The sequence below is a fragment of the Exiguobacterium sp. A1_3_1 genome (assembly GCF_048985645.1).
Lineage (GTDB): Bacteria > Bacillota > Bacilli > Exiguobacteriales > Exiguobacteriaceae > Exiguobacterium_A > Exiguobacterium_A indicum.
This window is the reverse complement of record NZ_WBYY01000070.1, coordinates 1-14,610: the sequence shown is the minus strand read 5'-3', so window position 1 is coordinate 14,610 and position 14,610 is coordinate 1. Positions and strand designations below refer to the sequence as shown.

The window sequence follows — 14,610 nt, the reverse complement described above, 5'->3', positions numbered from 1 at the left end:
CGGGACATCGTTCCGGACGGCAACGAATGCCGGGACACCGGGTGGCTGTTAAGTTATTCGCCTACTGAGCGCTAACTGACGCAAATGAGCGCAGGGATGCGAAGGGTGATAATGTCGAAGGATAAGATTGATTATTACTACGTGAGCACCGCGCTAATGCGTCTTCTATCGGTAAAACGATGGGAGGCGCTATTTTTTATGGCTAAAAGAAGAACGATGAATGGTGGAGGCGTGCGCAGAACATTGCGTGCGCCAATCGGTAAGGGGCGAAAGCAAGACGCCATAATTAAGGCTGATTTGAATGTTGCGCTAGATCGGGCAGTCAGCGAATTTTTTGAGTCTAGAAAAGCTCGGAATTTAAGACCGGCAACTGTCGAAGCATACTCGCTGACTTGGCGAAAGTTTGACGGCTGGCTTCGCGAAAAGTATCCCGAAGTGATGTTTGTATCGGATGTTGAAAATACACATGTCCGAGAGTTCGTTCTTTATTTAACGGAAGAAGCGCCACGTTACGGCGATCACCCTTCGTTAGGAAAGAAAGATTTCGGTAAAGGGCTATCTGCCAACTCTGTTAACGGAGCAATCCGCAACTTAAGAGCGATGTTCAACTACTTCGAAGAAGAAAAGATGGTTGAGAAGAATCCTACGGCGAACATACGGCGCCAGCGAACGGATGACGATGTGATTCAGTCCTTTACAGATGACGAAGTGACTGCGTTACTTGATGCGTGCGATCAGCGCACTTTCGTAGGTTTTCGAGATTATGTATTTCAATTTTTGCTGTTAGATACAGGAGTACGGAATAACGAGGCTACAGGTCTTCGATTTTCAGACGTCAATTATAAAACAAGAAGTCTCTATATTAACGGTGACAAGGCGAAGAATCGTAAGGGACGTGTTGTACCTATTTCTAAAGAAGTATTGGATTTATTAGAGGAATTACAAGCCGAAGCAACTTTTCATTTCCCTGAAGCAGAGCATTTTTTCATGTCGACTAATGGTGTGCCAATGCACCCTAACAACATGAATAAAAGGTTGAAGTTTTACGGAGAGGTGACTGGGGTTGGAAAGCGAATACGCACGTCTGCTCATACATGGCGACACACTGCAGCTAGGAACTACGTGCTGAACGGTGGCGATGCTTATACGCTGATGCGCTTACTAGGGCACTCTAGCGTCACTATGACGAGACGTTATGTACAGATGACAGATAACGACGTACAAAACGTCCATGAGAGAGCATCTGCTATTCGCAAATTCCGAAAATTATCCAAAGGAAGTAGATTCTGAACACAAAAAAAAGCGTCCATGCGAAATACGTAAGCCCTGGCAGGGGCAGACGACACATGAACACCAATCTCTAGTTCTAGTGTAAGAAATATTCACTCGAAAAGCAAGCTAGTAACGCCACACAATAATATAGTGATGCGTTATTTTGCATGGATGCTCCGAAAAGGGAGCCGATACTAATGTCACTTAAAAATATCACTCACATACTTAACTCCGAAACACTAGCCTCAATGACGACGCATGATAGCGTAGACGACCTCAATGCGACGTACTGGGCGCAAGTAACGCTGAACGGCGATCAACTAACGATATTAGAGCGTGAGGTGTACTACCGGTTAAATCAATTTGCTCTGCGCTACATCGGCGTAGCTTATTTATCTGCGAACAAACTTGCCACTATCGTCGGATGCGGTCGTGCAACGATATTCCGCGCTTTTAAGAAGCTCCGCACACTTGGCATGATCGAGGTACATAACGCTAAACGACGCTCTGATAACCGTCAGACTTCGAATATAGTTCGTATAATGCCCTTACCAATCGAAGAAGCAGCGGCTACTAACGAAATAGATAACGGAGTGCCGCAATTTGAAGAAACGCAACCGGCGAATGATCCGCAAGGCACTATTCAAAATGATTCACAAGCGCTTAGCCGAAATGATTCGCCATTAATTTCTTCTCTTTTAAGCTCTTTTTCTTCAAGCTCTAAAACATTCGATGCTACTCCGAATGAAATATTGAGCGCCTTTAACGTGGAAACAGAACTGACGAGGGCGATACAGCCGTTAGCGATTCCAGTTGAACAGAGACTCGAGTTGCTAACGAAAGGTATCGCTAATCACGTCAGATACGTTTTATCACGACAGTTTCCGTTGCTCGCCCGCAATTTTGATCTGCTCGCATATATTCGTCAGATTGAATCTGCAGCCATCCGTACTGCCTATGTCGCGAAGAAGAAGAACCTTCGCAGCATCACTGGCTACTTTTTAAGCGTCGTCACTTCGTTAGTATGCGATGAAATGGCGCAGGTGGCCGCTGAGTTAGCGATGGAAGAATCAAAAGGCGAAGGGTTGTCCGGATACGCAGCAATCGTGTATGGGCGATATGTAGCGCAGGAGTACGCATCAGACGAAGGATTGGTGATGGTTCGCAGTATTATCGATGAGTGTTCTATCGGTGAAGTCGGGTGAGTGCGGACATGACGCTCCACTGTACACGTATTATAGAAGGATATGGAAATCGAGATGTCCGTTTCGTTCCGGTCAAATCCGCATCGGGCGTAGAATGCGCAGGTACATTTAATTTCGAGGCTAGAGTGTAATGGGTGTTTTGTGCTGGCGTAATATAGTAGGAGTCAGAAAAAACAGTTATACTTTTCTATACTCTACGTCCGCACACAGCTTCAGATAGACGTCCACTATTTATTTTTGAGGCGACTAATCCACTGTATATTTGTTGCATAAAAGGTGTTCGATACATGCGCCGTTCGACGCAACTATGCGGTGTTTCAAAGCTGTGTATAGCCTATGCATACGGACACGACCGAGCGGATGCGGACGAATGGCGTAACACCAACGTTCCTTGCGATAACACTAACGACACACAACATGGTTAAGTAGCGTTGTTAATACGTTTTTTATTCATCGATCAATTGCGGAGTGCTGCGAGGAGTCCGGACCCCCAAGTACACTATCTATTTTCTTTCCTTCCCGAGCGATAATAAATCCGCGCACCAAAATTAGCGTCTGAACTCTAGGTAAATCGGACCTTTAGCCGGCGGAAGGTATTCGATATCAGCGAAAATAGTTCCTGATCGCACAATTGTCGCATCGATTAGGCAATCTTCGTATGTCTCGTAATTGACGCTGGTTGCGATCAATCTGCCGTCATGGTCCAGTAAAAGAAAACACAGGCTGCCGTCGGGATTATGGATAATGTTTAGTTTCATGATTCCACCTCCTTATGTGTATTAAAAAGGGGAACTGCGCTAACAGATTCCCCGATTTCTTAGTACAGACTCTTGTGTCGTACATCAACAACTTCAGCTTGAGCGGCGTATTGCTTCGTCAGCTCAATAGCATGTTTACAATCTCTTATGTCGTCATAACCTTGACTATGGAAGAGTGTTTTATTGTTATTTGCAACAAATCGGAAATATGGCTCACCTTTACTGTTGAAATCAATTTCAAATCGCATTTATGTTCACCTCCTTATTAACAATATTTTACAACATATTTATCTCGTTGAATTAATTACTTTAGGAAACGGTTTAATCAAAAAAGCCGCGCTATATTAGCGCAGCTCTTCGTTAATTTCAGATTTTAGCGGCAATCCTTGTTGGTGTCGTAGATAGACGTTTGCAATCGCTATATCAACGAGCTTTGATCGATTAGATCCGTGTGCGTCTACGATTTCGTCCATCCTCGCCAGTGTTTCATCCGAAAGAGTAAAATTTACTCGCTTCCGTAGTCTATTCTTCTTCTCATCCACTTTCATACCACACTCCTTTGAGCAAATGTAACACCATTCATTAAAACGTGTGTACAAATACTTACATTATTGACCAAAATAATAAACAATACCTTCCAAAAGTAAGTACAAGTATGTACACTAAAGGTACAGAATTACATTTTAGGGATTTGGAGGGATATAGATGGTGAAATTAGAGAATAAAGGATTCGGACAGTTTTGGGTGACTCGCAATACTGTAACCTATGTAGTCGGATTAAGTGAGGCCGCAAGACTTTTAAAATGCTCGATCGAAGAGGCTAGAAAAATTGCTTACGCCATTCTGCAAGACGTTGAGGTGGCTTGATGATTGAACTGGACAACGTAAAAACAGACTTGTACCGAAAGACCGAACTTTATAATCGGACAGCAATAGGTTTTGATGAACTTTCATCTGATTTAGAACGTTCGGAAATTTTCCCGTTTATAGACCAGATCATATATCCATTAAAAATTGGTGATAGACCAGCCTTTGTTCACGGTATCGTTTTCGAAGCAGAGGTTTTGGTCGACACTCCGATTTTTTCATGGCGAGGGCAGTGCTCATTCCATCGACCTCGTGAACGGGGTTACGATAGAGATTTGTATAATCTGTCGCGTCGTGGAATTTCGGAGTTTATAGCAGAGGTCGCACTTTCTTCGGCATCTGATGAACTTTTCGGGTTTTCCATCGCTGAAGAATTCTTGTACCGAGTAGGTTACGACGATAAAAGAAGATTAGTTTACGGCGACAAAGTTCGGATATTCATATCAGATCTTACCTATCAACTTGCGTACGGTGATCGATTCGAAAAGATTTATGTAAGCGATGATGAAGACGAAGAGGAGGATTAATAAATGCAAAATCTACTTATACGAGCGAAACGTACGAACTCAGCGGCAACAATCGAGCTACCAGCACTAGACACGACATGGACTGTACCGAACAACACTGTGAGCATCAGTTTCCGCAGTCAAATCAAGGTGACGCTACCCTGGGGACTTGAGGAAGTCGTCTACGCAGAGTCGGCGCCAGTTACCGATAGCGAAATCGCTGGCGCAGAAATCGATTTAGATTACGTCCGACGTGACAGTTCTTCCGCAGCCTTGCGTGAAGCCATCAACCTCGCAATCGGCATGTCGATCGGCGACGACCGCATTGACGATTGGATTCCGGTACCTGGCGAGATTGGGCGCTATGCTTGCGGCAATGTAGTAACCGAAATCGTACGCATCGAAGCACGTATCGAAGTAGCTCGCTAAATTTAATAGCAATACCGTATAGGCGCCTATGGGCGTCTTTTTTCGTGTCTATTCTTGGGAAAACGGAGCATGGCGCAACTAGCGAAGGTGTTGGTATGGGTACGGAAAGGCTGCGCTGTAATCGCGATTGGATAGCGAAGAATCGAACGAGTAATATAGTCTACCTTTTTTACCGCTGTTTATAGCGCGATTCTAGCGTTATACCATCGCACCATACCGACATACCCGCAATTCGCGACACCTTCGATTTTTACGATTGGTGGGCGGTAATTTACGCATAGAATCGAAAGTGCATACGTCAGTAGGTGAGGGATTCCGGAAGGTAGCGCAGTGACACCGAGATAAGGTCGCCAAGTTGCGTTGATCGGCGAGTTATTTCGTGTGATAGCGTCACGCCCTTTATCGCGTTAAATCGTGATGACTGACAAATACGTTCAATTGGTCGCCATTTCACTGACAAATACGTTCAATTGCAAAAGTGCACTCAACCTTAGAGCCGCAACGGTTTCCGCGTTTTTTGGGCAAAAAGTTCTCTTAGTCTTAGAGAGCGCTAATTAGGGCGCAATTAAACGCCACAGGGTCAAATACGTCCAATTGGTCGCTAAAAGAGGGTCAAATTCGTCTAATCGCAAAACAGCGTTTAGTCTTAGAGCGCCAATGACTTTCCGCGTTTTTAGCGAAAAAGTACTCTTAGTCTTAAATAGCGCAGTATTACGGATATAAGAACCTGCGATCTTTGTCTAACGACAAATCTCGCGCGAATAACAAACTCTTGTATAGTCGACATAATCATTTACATTGCTAATACACGTGTGACGCGTCAGCGGAACTAGTTCTTGAACTTCAAAAACAAACAATCTTCCATAAAAGACTTTAATGAGTGCCTGTTTGTTTTTTATTATCGAAATAAGAACCTGCGATCTTTGTCTAACGACAAATCTCGCGCGAGGTATACTGACGTATTTATGAGCAGTTGGTAATGAATAGATGCGATATAACAAGAACGGATAATTGCGCTATAAAAATTAGGCGATTAAGTACGGTAAATGACGCCAATCAACGTTAATAAAAATAGTTGCGAATTATTTTGCGCAATTAGGTTGTAAAAAGCTCTAATTGTTGTACGTATATATGAGAAGGCATAGCCTGATCAAAATAATTAAATTTATTTTCGATAAAAACCGTACAAAAAGCGCTAATTGTTATCTTTACTATATGAAGGGGTCTCGATTAAATTTATTTTCGTTAAAAACGGAACAAAAACCGCTAATTGTTATACGTAAGTATGAGAGGGCACGTATTACAGATTATTTTGCTTAAAAACCGCACAAAAAGCCTGGATTGTTGCACATATATATGAGGAAGTGTTGTCATTGAGCACACCACTAAAAATAGTTGCTAATTATTTTCGTTAAAAATAGTGTAAAAAGCTCTAATTGTTGCCTATAAGTATGAGAGGGTATTTTTGTTATTTATCCTCCTAAAAGTGCCGATTGTTACCTTACTATATGAGAAGGTATGGCTGATAAAAATAATTAAATTTATTTTGCGAAGTTTGCCTGTAAAAAGCCCGAATTGTTGTATGTATATATGAGGATGTACTGTCTCCAATTTATTTTCATTAAAAACCCGACAAAAAGCACTAATTGTTGCCTATAAGTATGAAGAGGTATTAAAACATAAATTATTTTAGCGATTCGGCATCTGTCGGATTGCTTTTTTTGCGTTGTATTAGCCACATTGGCTTATCCAAGGGAGGAGAGCAAGATGAATTCTATTCAAGAAATGTTGAACGTTTCAGGCTTGTCAGTCCGAGAAATCTCGCGCCAAACCGGAGTCTCGCGCTACATCACGCATCAAATTATCTCATATCCGACGTACCAACCGAATGATCCGAAGAACAAACGCAAGATTATCGCATTTTTAACTGATTATCTTGCGCGAAAAGGCAAGGAATGCACGCAAATCGTAAAGGAGCTGGTGAAATGACGCTAATTTCAAGACCGTTTAAACAGTCAACACTTTGTCGAACTGATTTAGTAGGAAGCGTGACTACTACGCTAGAAACGAACGGCAAATCGGTCACAGAATCGCAAGAAGCGCACTTTTATCGCATGGTTGACGTGCTGGTGAATCGTCGTGCTTACGACAAAAAGGTCGCCATCGTCGCTGACGTCGGTTTAGGTAAGACGCTGTTGATTACGCGATTCATCGAAGCCACAGCGAAGCATTCCGGTAGTCCGATCGTTGTCGTAGTTCCGCGCGTTGAAGCCGTGGACGAACTGGTGACCGCAGCTAACGAAGCACGCGAAGGTTCTGCCATCGCAATCCGTCGTAAAGATAGCTTTGTTGACGAGACAGATTACGCACGACAGCTAGATACTGCGCATGAGTTCCGAATCGTGATCCTAACACACGCAATGTTCCGAATCGCGCTTGATTCCGGAATGTTTGATAGTCGGTTGGCGCAGTTTACGGGAGCTGTCGGTACATTGAAAGACACTCGTTCAATTATCGTTGATGAACAACTTCCGTTACTACGCGAGCACGCTATCTCACGAAGCTCGTTGAGCACGATTATGACGAATCTAGAGAACGTCGTAGAGAATACTCGCCGATGCACCGGTACTAACTTTGCTGTTCGTGCCTTCGAAGATGTACGTCAACATATCCGGAACTTGTCTGACGTGATTGATCGGACTGAACGCGAGTCATTTCACGCAAAGCGCATACCTGCGATTAATGAGGCATTTTCGCTACCCCCAAGCCTAGTCGAACAAGCACGCGCTCGCTTCGGCTTTGATTTCGAGCGACTGTTAAAGTCATTTGAATATATCGTACAGACCGGGGCGCGGTTAGAGTGGAAGCAAACTAAGTCGGATGGGGTCTATTTGACTGATAAACTTGGCGCTTCCGTCAACGATTTCGGGCTGTCTTGTTTCGAATCCTTAGCTGGGTCCTTGAATCCGTATGATGTCGTTTTCTTCGATGCCACAGCGGATTTTGACGCAATGTACGACTTGTTGCCGAGCCTTCAAATCATTCGCCCGGAGACGCCAGTATTCGATTATTCAAATCTTACAATTCGAGTCTGTAACGCAGTCACCGCATCTAAACGATGGGCATCGAGTCCAGATAACATCGAAAGACTGCGCTATTTAGTCGAAGGCGAGCTAATGCTCGAGCATGAGCAACTCTTGGTGTCCGTATTTAAAGGGGATCCGATGGAACTGCTTATGCAGCGTCTTGCTGCGGTTAATCCGGATAGTGTCTTGTACAAACCGAACGACAGCGGCCGTGGAGTGAACGATTACGAGCATGCAGACGCAATCTTGCAGGTAGGTACTGCGATTCCCGCTGCTATCACGAACATAGCTATCGGAGACAGTCGCTACCCCGATGAACAAATCGATGGACACTATAAACCTGATCGTAGTGCTTCGATTCTCTATGCGGATCCATTAGTGCAAGGCGTGGTTAACTCGCATATCGGTGTTACAACAATCCAAAACATCGGTAGATTGCGCCCAGGTAGAAAAGAAGACGCGCTAACTGCCTATCTCTTAGCTGTTCCTGACGAGGCTGTAGCAATGATCGCTCAGGCATTTCCTGGTGCGAAGATAGTTCATGAACCGATTTTAAAAGGCGAATACAGCGATACAGTCAAAGCAATCGCTGATCTACTACAGACACACGATGAACCGGAGTTAAAGAAGGCGCAGATTTGCAGTGCTATCGGGATTGCACCGAACTCGCTCACCCGCGCTTTACGAGAGAACCAGACATTAAATCGTGTTTTTACAGCGCATGGCTACGAACGTGTTTCGACACAGAAGTATAAAAAATCAAATTGATTACACAAAGGCGTCTTCCTTCGGGGAGGCGCTTTTTGCATATAAAAAACTAGATTGGAATGGTGCCAAATGACGGAAGATCAAAAACGACGGATTGCAAACCGAAAGAAGCGACAGTCTCGACACACACTATTAGGGCGTCTACAGCGTTGCGCTGAGAAAGCTAATCGGAGTGCCGCAGAACTGGGACTGGATGACCGCATCACTACATCAGAACTTACAGAGCTATACATGAAGCAGTCGGGACGTTGTGCGATTTCAGGTAACTTGCTGACTTTCAAAGATCCGGAGAGCCAATCATACCTTTCTCTTGACCATGTGATCGGTCTACGGTGCAAGAGCGGTTTAGGGACAAACACTGTCGCTAACATGCAGTTGGTTCGACTGCCCTTAAATAAAAGGAAGTCCGTGAAGCCCCTTAGCAAGCTATTCAATCGGAAGCGTCCTGTAGTGACTCGAATGATGTTGGATAGTTTTGAGGAAGGGGAGATTGATGCACTTGTCGAGAGTCAAAGAGCGCAAATGATTAGTCTTGGATTGAACCCCAAAGATGGTTTCACTGTTGTTGCCAATTATGTAGAAAAAAGAAAAGTAAAACGCGCTGGATGACATTGAGTCATTCGGCGTTTTTTTATTACATTCCAGGAGGACGATAAAATGAAATTCTTAGAGCAAAATAAGAAGTTAGTCATTTTACATGACACAAGAGTCGTTGAACTACTGCATAAGTTTCCGGCAAGCGAAGATGAGTTTGTAGCTTACATCAAAGGTGCAAAAAAGATTGGTAATAGAGATGCGCTACGTGTCGTCGAAAGGCTCATCTTGGTAAATGGTATTCATACAAAAAAGACTGCTCTCACGTATCGAGCGGCGATGGCGCTATACAGCGACTCGTTAGAGCTTATCGGTATAGAGGTTGAACACCTGATCGACGAGGGTGACCGCACATGATGCAATTACAAGCGTTGATCTCGTTGCAGGATCAATTTTCCGCGCCAATGAAGAAGCAAACCGCAGCACTGCGCATGTTCGAGTCTAGTACGACGAGTGCGATGTCCACTGTAGGTGCTATGACACGATCATTCAGTGGCGCTTCAACGGCTTCGAATAGCGTATCGCAAGCGTTTAAAACACTCTCAGCTGCATCGACCGCTGTATCCGACGATCTACAGTCGATTGACACAACCCAAGCGCTGGATGGCGCAGAGGTTCGCTACGATTCGCTAGGTCGTAAGATACGCCAGGTCTTTAAAGGCGTGAGTGCCGAAGCGCAACGCATGAGCGCAGAGATTCAGTCGGCTTTTGCACAGCAACGCGTGGCCATGAACGGTTTGCGTGATGATTCGATTAAATCGCAATACGCCTACTTTCAACTGGCGAAATCTAGTAAGGAGTATACCGGCACGACCGCTGACTTTATCAATCAGATCGAGAAAATGGGTAAAGCCGATAAGAAGACGAAGGACGCGATGATCGCCTCTAACGAAATGGCAAAAATGTCATTTTATCAGTCGGTCGGATCCATGATGGCGCGGTCGACTCAATCAAGTAAGATTGCGGACAACTTCGCTAGAATGAATAATCCGATTTACAAATTAAATACTCCGTTACTCAGCGTAGCGAGCGGTTTAGAGGGCATTGCAAAGCGTGGGATGCCGGCAGCACTAGCTTTAAAGGCGTTAGGACCAACTGCGAACATGAAACAGCTCAACGATATGACTCGGATGATTTCGCAGGGCTTAATGCGATTCACTGCGGTTGCACTCGTAGCTGGTGTCGCAGCATACGCATTTTACTCGAAGCTACACAAGTCGGCGATGGATGCTAACAAAGGTTACGCAGATTCATTTAAAGCGATGACCGCAAGTATCTCGCAGACGTTCGATCCTCTCGTTCAGACGTTCGCAGAATTGATGACTCCGATTTATAATGTCACAACGAAAATTAGCGATATGATAGTGAAGTTCCAGGAGGCACATCCGACAATTGCGAAAGTTGCTTCAGCATTCATGATCTTAGTACCAGCACTCACGCTTATACTTTCGCCACTCGCTGTAGGTATCGGGCTGTTTGGAGGGCTCGGAGCAGCGATCGGGGCGATGGCACCGTTGCTAGCACCGGTTGTCGTTGGGTTCGCTTCCATCATGGGGACCGTTGTCGCAGTAGCCGCTGGAATAACATTGTTGGGAACGGCGTTCTACTTGCTTTACAATCGGTCGGAGACGTTTAGAGCTGGTGTAGCTGCTGTGTGGAACGGTATCAAAAGCGCGGCCATGTCGGTGTTCAATTTCCTAGCTCCGTACGTTTCGCAAGCCATGTCGGCAGTTACTGCGTTCGTCCAGTCGAAGCTAACGATGATGCAACAGTTTTGGACGCAGAACGGCGCGCAAATCTTGACCGCGCTCATGAACGTATGGACTGCGATAACGACCGTCGTTCGCGCTGGTATGGCGATACTGACTCCGATTTTCATGATTGGATTTGCGTTGGTCAAAACAATCGTGGTTGGTGCATGGAATGCTATCAAGAATGTTATTTCGGGAGCGCTGAACGTAATCATGGGCGTAGTTAAAGTCTTCACGGGTATCTTCACAGGTAATTTCTCAACGATGTGGTCCGGTATTAAACAGGTCTTCTTCGGCGCCGTCCAAGCAATTTGGGGCTACGTGAACTTGATATTCGTCGGGAGAATTTTGAAAGCTGGAGCTGCTCTCTTTACAGGGTTACGATCCACTGTTTCCGCGGGATGGAGCTCAATTCGAAGCTACTTCTCGAACAGCATTTCGTCGATTAAATCGAGTGTTTCGGGAGCTTGGTCATCAATCAAAGGATTCTTCACCGGCGGCTTTAACGGTGTGAAATCAACGGTATCCGGCTCATGGTCGGCTATCAAAGGGTTCTTCGCAAACAGCCTATCATCGATTAAAAATAGCGTCTCGAACGGTTTTCAATCGATTTTACAAACTGTCACGACGAAACTGAGTAGCGCAAAGGATAAAGTAATTGAGTGGGGACAATCGCTACCTGGTAAGCTACTTTCGAGTTTTAGCAGTGCAGTCGGAAGTCTATCGGCAATCGGCGACATGGTTTGGAACCAAATCAAATCAACGTTACCAAGCGTCGGATCAATCGTTAGCTATGTTTCCGATATGATCGGAGGATCCGGTGGTAAGTCGGGCGGTAAAAAGTCGGACGGTAAACACTATTCTGGCGCTTACAACATCCCATTCAATGGCTACCAGGCAACGCTACACTCTGGTGAGTCCGTACTAACCGCAAGTCAATCGCACACGTTGCGCAAATCAGGCGTCTTATCTAGTCGTAACGGTAACCGTCCGGTCATTAATCCTAGCGCAGGGACTTCGGCTTCTAGCGTAGGTGGCACCATTGATCGCTCAATCAACATTACGATGCAAGGCGTAACGATTCGCGAAGAAGCGGATATTGCGAAAGTGGCGATGGGACTAGCAGCATTGATTGATGGAGTTGACGATCGGCATTATTAAGGGGGCGTTAGGTTTGAGTAAACACAACGCTGCGACTAACTTGCGCAGTGTGATAGGGAGACTGGGATACAACAGGTATCTCGAGTTAGATGTGTGTACGATAGTAAACGAAAATCCTCTCGAAGTGCTAATGGACGGTTCTGACGAGGTATTAATCGCAGAGGACCTTATCGTGTCTGAGCGATTGACCGACTATACCGTCGATGTCGAGATGGACGGGGTAACTCGTACTGCTAAAGTAAGGAACGGTTTGAAGCGAGGGGATCGCGCATTATTGATGTACGATTCCAGCGACAACCGGTCGAGGTATATTTTAATCGATCGCGTGATGTTCGCTGACGACTTATAGGCTGGGTTTGGGTTAACGAAAATAGACGAAGATCAGCGTAAGTACTCGCCGACCTTCGTTCTATTCTAATTATTTCAACTATCGCGTTTAAATTAATTACGATATTCGTCTAAATAAAAAAATTAACACAAAATAAAAAGGATTTAGTCGAAATCAGTAGTATATGACTATTAACAAAATACCAGTCGAGTGCGATAGTAACATTGAGGAAGAAAATAACTTGTATAAATATAGCAAATAAATGAACAAAACGTAAAAAAAGATATAGCACAAGGAATTATCCGTATTTAAGAGTGACAACTCTAAAAAAAAGTGCTAAAATTAACTTAATCGAAAAAAATAGTTGACATATCTTTTCATAAATGATAATATCCCTGACGTTAAATATTTGATGTAAAGACGTTTAATATTTATTACAGCGGTTATATAACACTAATCGAAGTAATACATCTCTAAAAAGGAGGAATAAAAGTGTCTACAATCAGCGAAATGGATATAATGCACGAATTCTTTTCTGATAACGATCAGATTAGATATGATGATGAGCCACACAGAATTTATGCTGATTTACATGATAAGGACTCTGCTGGCAACGAAATCGTGATAAAAAGTGTCCCTCGCTTCACTTATATTGAAGGTGATTTGGGAGACAGTTTTATTCCTTACGATGTTGAACGGGTATTAGTAAAGTTTCTTAAAGCATTTAAAAATGGATCAATCTTATACTCTTCTGGAGAGAAAGATGAGATTGTTTTTAATTACAGTGAAGTAGAAGCTTATTCTGTTGGTAATCAATAAAAGGAAACCGCTAAAATGGCGGTTTCCTTTTTTTAATCTTCGTAATAAGTAATTGCGTGGACAATCACTTTTAAAGTTTTGTTTCTGTGCTTTTTAAGTGAAACGATAATCCGATCTTTATCTTGAGAAGGCGCTTCTGGAGCAAGTACATAGGTTATTCCTCGATGATTCCATCTAAAAATCATTGAAACATCTTTAAAGCCTGCGATATAGCCTCTTATCTTGCTGAATTCTTCAGGGGAAACACTGGTGAACTTATCTGACCTTAATTCTAAACGTTCTAAAAAGTGATCTGTAAGATTTATTTCGCATATCTCAGAATAAAAGTCATTATCTTCGTTTAAAGAGTTTAACAAGAGTTTAATTAATCCAGAAACACGATGATATTGGTCATCTGTCATATCCACACCAATTGTATTGCTTCTGAAGTAACGATCGGGGTGATCTGAAAGTCCTTTTATAAACTCTTGAACCTGAGATTCATTCAATGAAGTTACAATAAGGTCTGGTGCTATTGATCTGAGAACAGAATCACTTGTCTGTCCACTAGCTAGAGCGTTAGCTGTTTGTTTTGGATCATTGTGGCTCGTCATAAGGATCTTAGACCCCCCTTTCCGAATAGAGGCTTCAATTAATATGATTTAAAGGTGCAGTTGTTTTAGTTTTAATAAAAGAATTGGATAGTTGATAATATCTAATAGTATTTTTAATTAAATAAGCTATTTTGAAAAGTAATAAAAATATTTGTTGGAAGTGGTATAGTTTGTTGGAAGTAATATAAAATATTTTTCAAAAGTTAGGGGTATTTAAGAAATTTAAAGAAATATTGAAGCTTCTTATTGGCTATAATATCAAAAAAAAGTAAAAAAGTAAAATCGATAATAGCACTTTATTATTAATTATAAGTTGCTATAATTACTCTAAGATAGAATATGTATTAGCGCTTTACTTTAATATCAATCTTATAAAAATCGACAACTCGCGCAAACTGGCGATAAATGATCGTAGGGTTCCGAAAATACTTCGGTTCTTAATTCACGATCACGAATCCGAATGCCATCGCAAC

Annotated in this window: 15 protein-coding genes; 12 read left to right on the top strand and 3 right to left on the bottom strand. The window is 43.4% G+C overall.

What is annotated here, in order from left to right:
- Window positions 1-198 precede the first annotated feature (198 nt).
- Entirely contained in the window at window positions 199-1,290 is a 1,092-nt protein-coding gene (locus F8N00_RS09160) for a tyrosine-type recombinase/integrase (RefSeq protein WP_421018086.1), read from the top strand.
- Window positions 1,291-1,469: 179 nt separating this feature from the next.
- Entirely contained in the window at window positions 1,470-2,477 is a 1,008-nt protein-coding gene (locus tag F8N00_RS09155) for a hypothetical protein (protein WP_421018085.1), read from the top strand.
- 548 nt (window positions 2,478-3,025) lie between these two features.
- On the opposite strand, the gene F8N00_RS09150 is transcribed toward F8N00_RS09155, so the two are convergent.
- Window positions 3,026-3,235, bottom strand: coding sequence for a hypothetical protein (locus F8N00_RS09150; protein WP_421018084.1), 210 nt, complete (start codon window positions 3,233-3,235; stop codon window positions 3,026-3,028).
- 59 nt (window positions 3,236-3,294) lie between these two features.
- Window positions 3,295-3,483, bottom strand: coding sequence for a YegP family protein (locus F8N00_RS09145; RefSeq protein WP_421018083.1), 189 nt, complete (start codon window positions 3,481-3,483; stop codon window positions 3,295-3,297).
- 457 nt (window positions 3,484-3,940) lie between these two features.
- Here F8N00_RS09145 and F8N00_RS09140 point away from each other — a divergent pair, with 457 nt between their 5' ends.
- The 10 genes from F8N00_RS09140 to F8N00_RS09095 all read left to right on the top strand — a co-directional run bounded on the left by F8N00_RS09140 (window position 3,941) and on the right by F8N00_RS09095 (window position 13,544).
- On the top strand, window positions 3,941-4,102 hold the full coding sequence (locus F8N00_RS09140) for a hypothetical protein (protein WP_421018082.1): 162 nt from the start codon (window positions 3,941-3,943) through the stop codon (window positions 4,100-4,102).
- Window positions 4,102-4,629, top strand: coding sequence for a hypothetical protein (locus F8N00_RS09135; protein WP_421018081.1), 528 nt, complete (start codon window positions 4,102-4,104; stop codon window positions 4,627-4,629). Before F8N00_RS09140 ends, F8N00_RS09135 begins: the two co-directional genes overlap by 1 nt.
- 3 nt (window positions 4,630-4,632) lie before the next feature.
- The gene (locus tag F8N00_RS09130) at window positions 4,633-5,037 is read left to right on the top strand and encodes a hypothetical protein (protein ID WP_421018080.1); all 405 of its coding nucleotides are present in this window, start codon (window positions 4,633-4,635) and stop codon (window positions 5,035-5,037) included.
- Between the two features lie 1,767 nt (window positions 5,038-6,804).
- The gene (locus tag F8N00_RS09125; RefSeq protein ID WP_421018079.1) at window positions 6,805-7,026 is read left to right on the top strand and encodes a hypothetical protein; all 222 of its coding nucleotides are present in this window, start codon (window positions 6,805-6,807) and stop codon (window positions 7,024-7,026) included.
- A complete protein-coding gene (locus tag F8N00_RS09120) occupies window positions 7,023-8,891 on the top strand; it encodes a DEAD/DEAH box helicase (RefSeq protein WP_421018078.1) in 1,869 nt (622 codons plus the stop codon). Before F8N00_RS09125 ends, F8N00_RS09120 begins: the two co-directional genes overlap by 4 nt.
- 69 nt (window positions 8,892-8,960) lie before the next feature.
- Window positions 8,961-9,500: a hypothetical protein gene (locus F8N00_RS09115; protein WP_421018077.1), complete on the top strand. Its 540-nt coding sequence runs from the start codon at window positions 8,961-8,963 to the stop codon at window positions 9,498-9,500.
- Between the two features lie 48 nt (window positions 9,501-9,548).
- A complete protein-coding gene (locus F8N00_RS09110; protein ID WP_421018076.1) occupies window positions 9,549-9,842 on the top strand; it encodes a hypothetical protein in 294 nt (97 codons plus the stop codon).
- A complete protein-coding gene (locus F8N00_RS09105; RefSeq protein ID WP_421018075.1) occupies window positions 9,839-12,397 on the top strand; it encodes a phage tail protein in 2,559 nt (852 codons plus the stop codon). The genes F8N00_RS09110 and F8N00_RS09105 overlap by 4 nt, the downstream gene beginning before the upstream one ends.
- Window positions 12,372-12,746 (top strand): DUF2577 family protein, encoded by a 375-nt coding sequence (locus F8N00_RS09100; RefSeq protein WP_421018074.1) that lies wholly within the window; start codon window positions 12,372-12,374, stop codon window positions 12,744-12,746. Before F8N00_RS09105 ends, F8N00_RS09100 begins: the two co-directional genes overlap by 26 nt.
- Before the next feature lie 471 nt (window positions 12,747-13,217).
- Entirely contained in the window at window positions 13,218-13,544 is a 327-nt protein-coding gene (locus F8N00_RS09095; RefSeq protein WP_421018073.1) for a hypothetical protein, read from the top strand.
- A gap of 32 nt (window positions 13,545-13,576) precedes the next feature.
- Here F8N00_RS09095 and F8N00_RS09090 read toward each other — a convergent pair whose 3' ends face one another.
- On the bottom strand, window positions 13,577-14,137 hold the full coding sequence (locus tag F8N00_RS09090) for a hypothetical protein (RefSeq protein WP_421018072.1): 561 nt from the start codon (window positions 14,135-14,137) through the stop codon (window positions 13,577-13,579).
- Window positions 14,138-14,610: the final 473 nt, after the last annotated feature.

Coding starts and splice junctions, on each gene's coding strand:
- F8N00_RS09160 (WP_421018086.1), top strand. CDS start 199: ATGGCTAAAAGAAGAACGATGAATGGTGGAGGCGTGCGCAGAACATTG.
- F8N00_RS09155 (WP_421018085.1), top strand. CDS start 1,470: ATGTCACTTAAAAATATCACTCACATACTTAACTCCGAAACACTAGCC.
- F8N00_RS09150 (WP_421018084.1), bottom strand. CDS start 3,235: ATGAAACTAAACATTATCCATAATCCCGACGGCAGCCTGTGTTTTCTT.
- F8N00_RS09145 (WP_421018083.1), bottom strand. CDS start 3,483: ATGCGATTTGAAATTGATTTCAACAGTAAAGGTGAGCCATATTTCCGA.
- F8N00_RS09140 (WP_421018082.1), top strand. CDS start 3,941: ATGGTGAAATTAGAGAATAAAGGATTCGGACAGTTTTGGGTGACTCGC.
- F8N00_RS09135 (WP_421018081.1), top strand. CDS start 4,102: ATGATTGAACTGGACAACGTAAAAACAGACTTGTACCGAAAGACCGAA.
- F8N00_RS09130 (WP_421018080.1), top strand. CDS start 4,633: ATGCAAAATCTACTTATACGAGCGAAACGTACGAACTCAGCGGCAACA.
- F8N00_RS09125 (WP_421018079.1), top strand. CDS start 6,805: ATGAATTCTATTCAAGAAATGTTGAACGTTTCAGGCTTGTCAGTCCGA.
- F8N00_RS09120 (WP_421018078.1), top strand. CDS start 7,023: ATGACGCTAATTTCAAGACCGTTTAAACAGTCAACACTTTGTCGAACT.
- F8N00_RS09115 (WP_421018077.1), top strand. CDS start 8,961: ATGACGGAAGATCAAAAACGACGGATTGCAAACCGAAAGAAGCGACAG.
- F8N00_RS09110 (WP_421018076.1), top strand. CDS start 9,549: ATGAAATTCTTAGAGCAAAATAAGAAGTTAGTCATTTTACATGACACA.
- F8N00_RS09105 (WP_421018075.1), top strand. CDS start 9,839: ATGATGCAATTACAAGCGTTGATCTCGTTGCAGGATCAATTTTCCGCG.
- F8N00_RS09100 (WP_421018074.1), top strand. CDS start 12,372: ATGGAGTTGACGATCGGCATTATTAAGGGGGCGTTAGGTTTGAGTAAA.
- F8N00_RS09090 (WP_421018072.1), bottom strand. CDS start 14,137: ATGACGAGCCACAATGATCCAAAACAAACAGCTAACGCTCTAGCTAGT.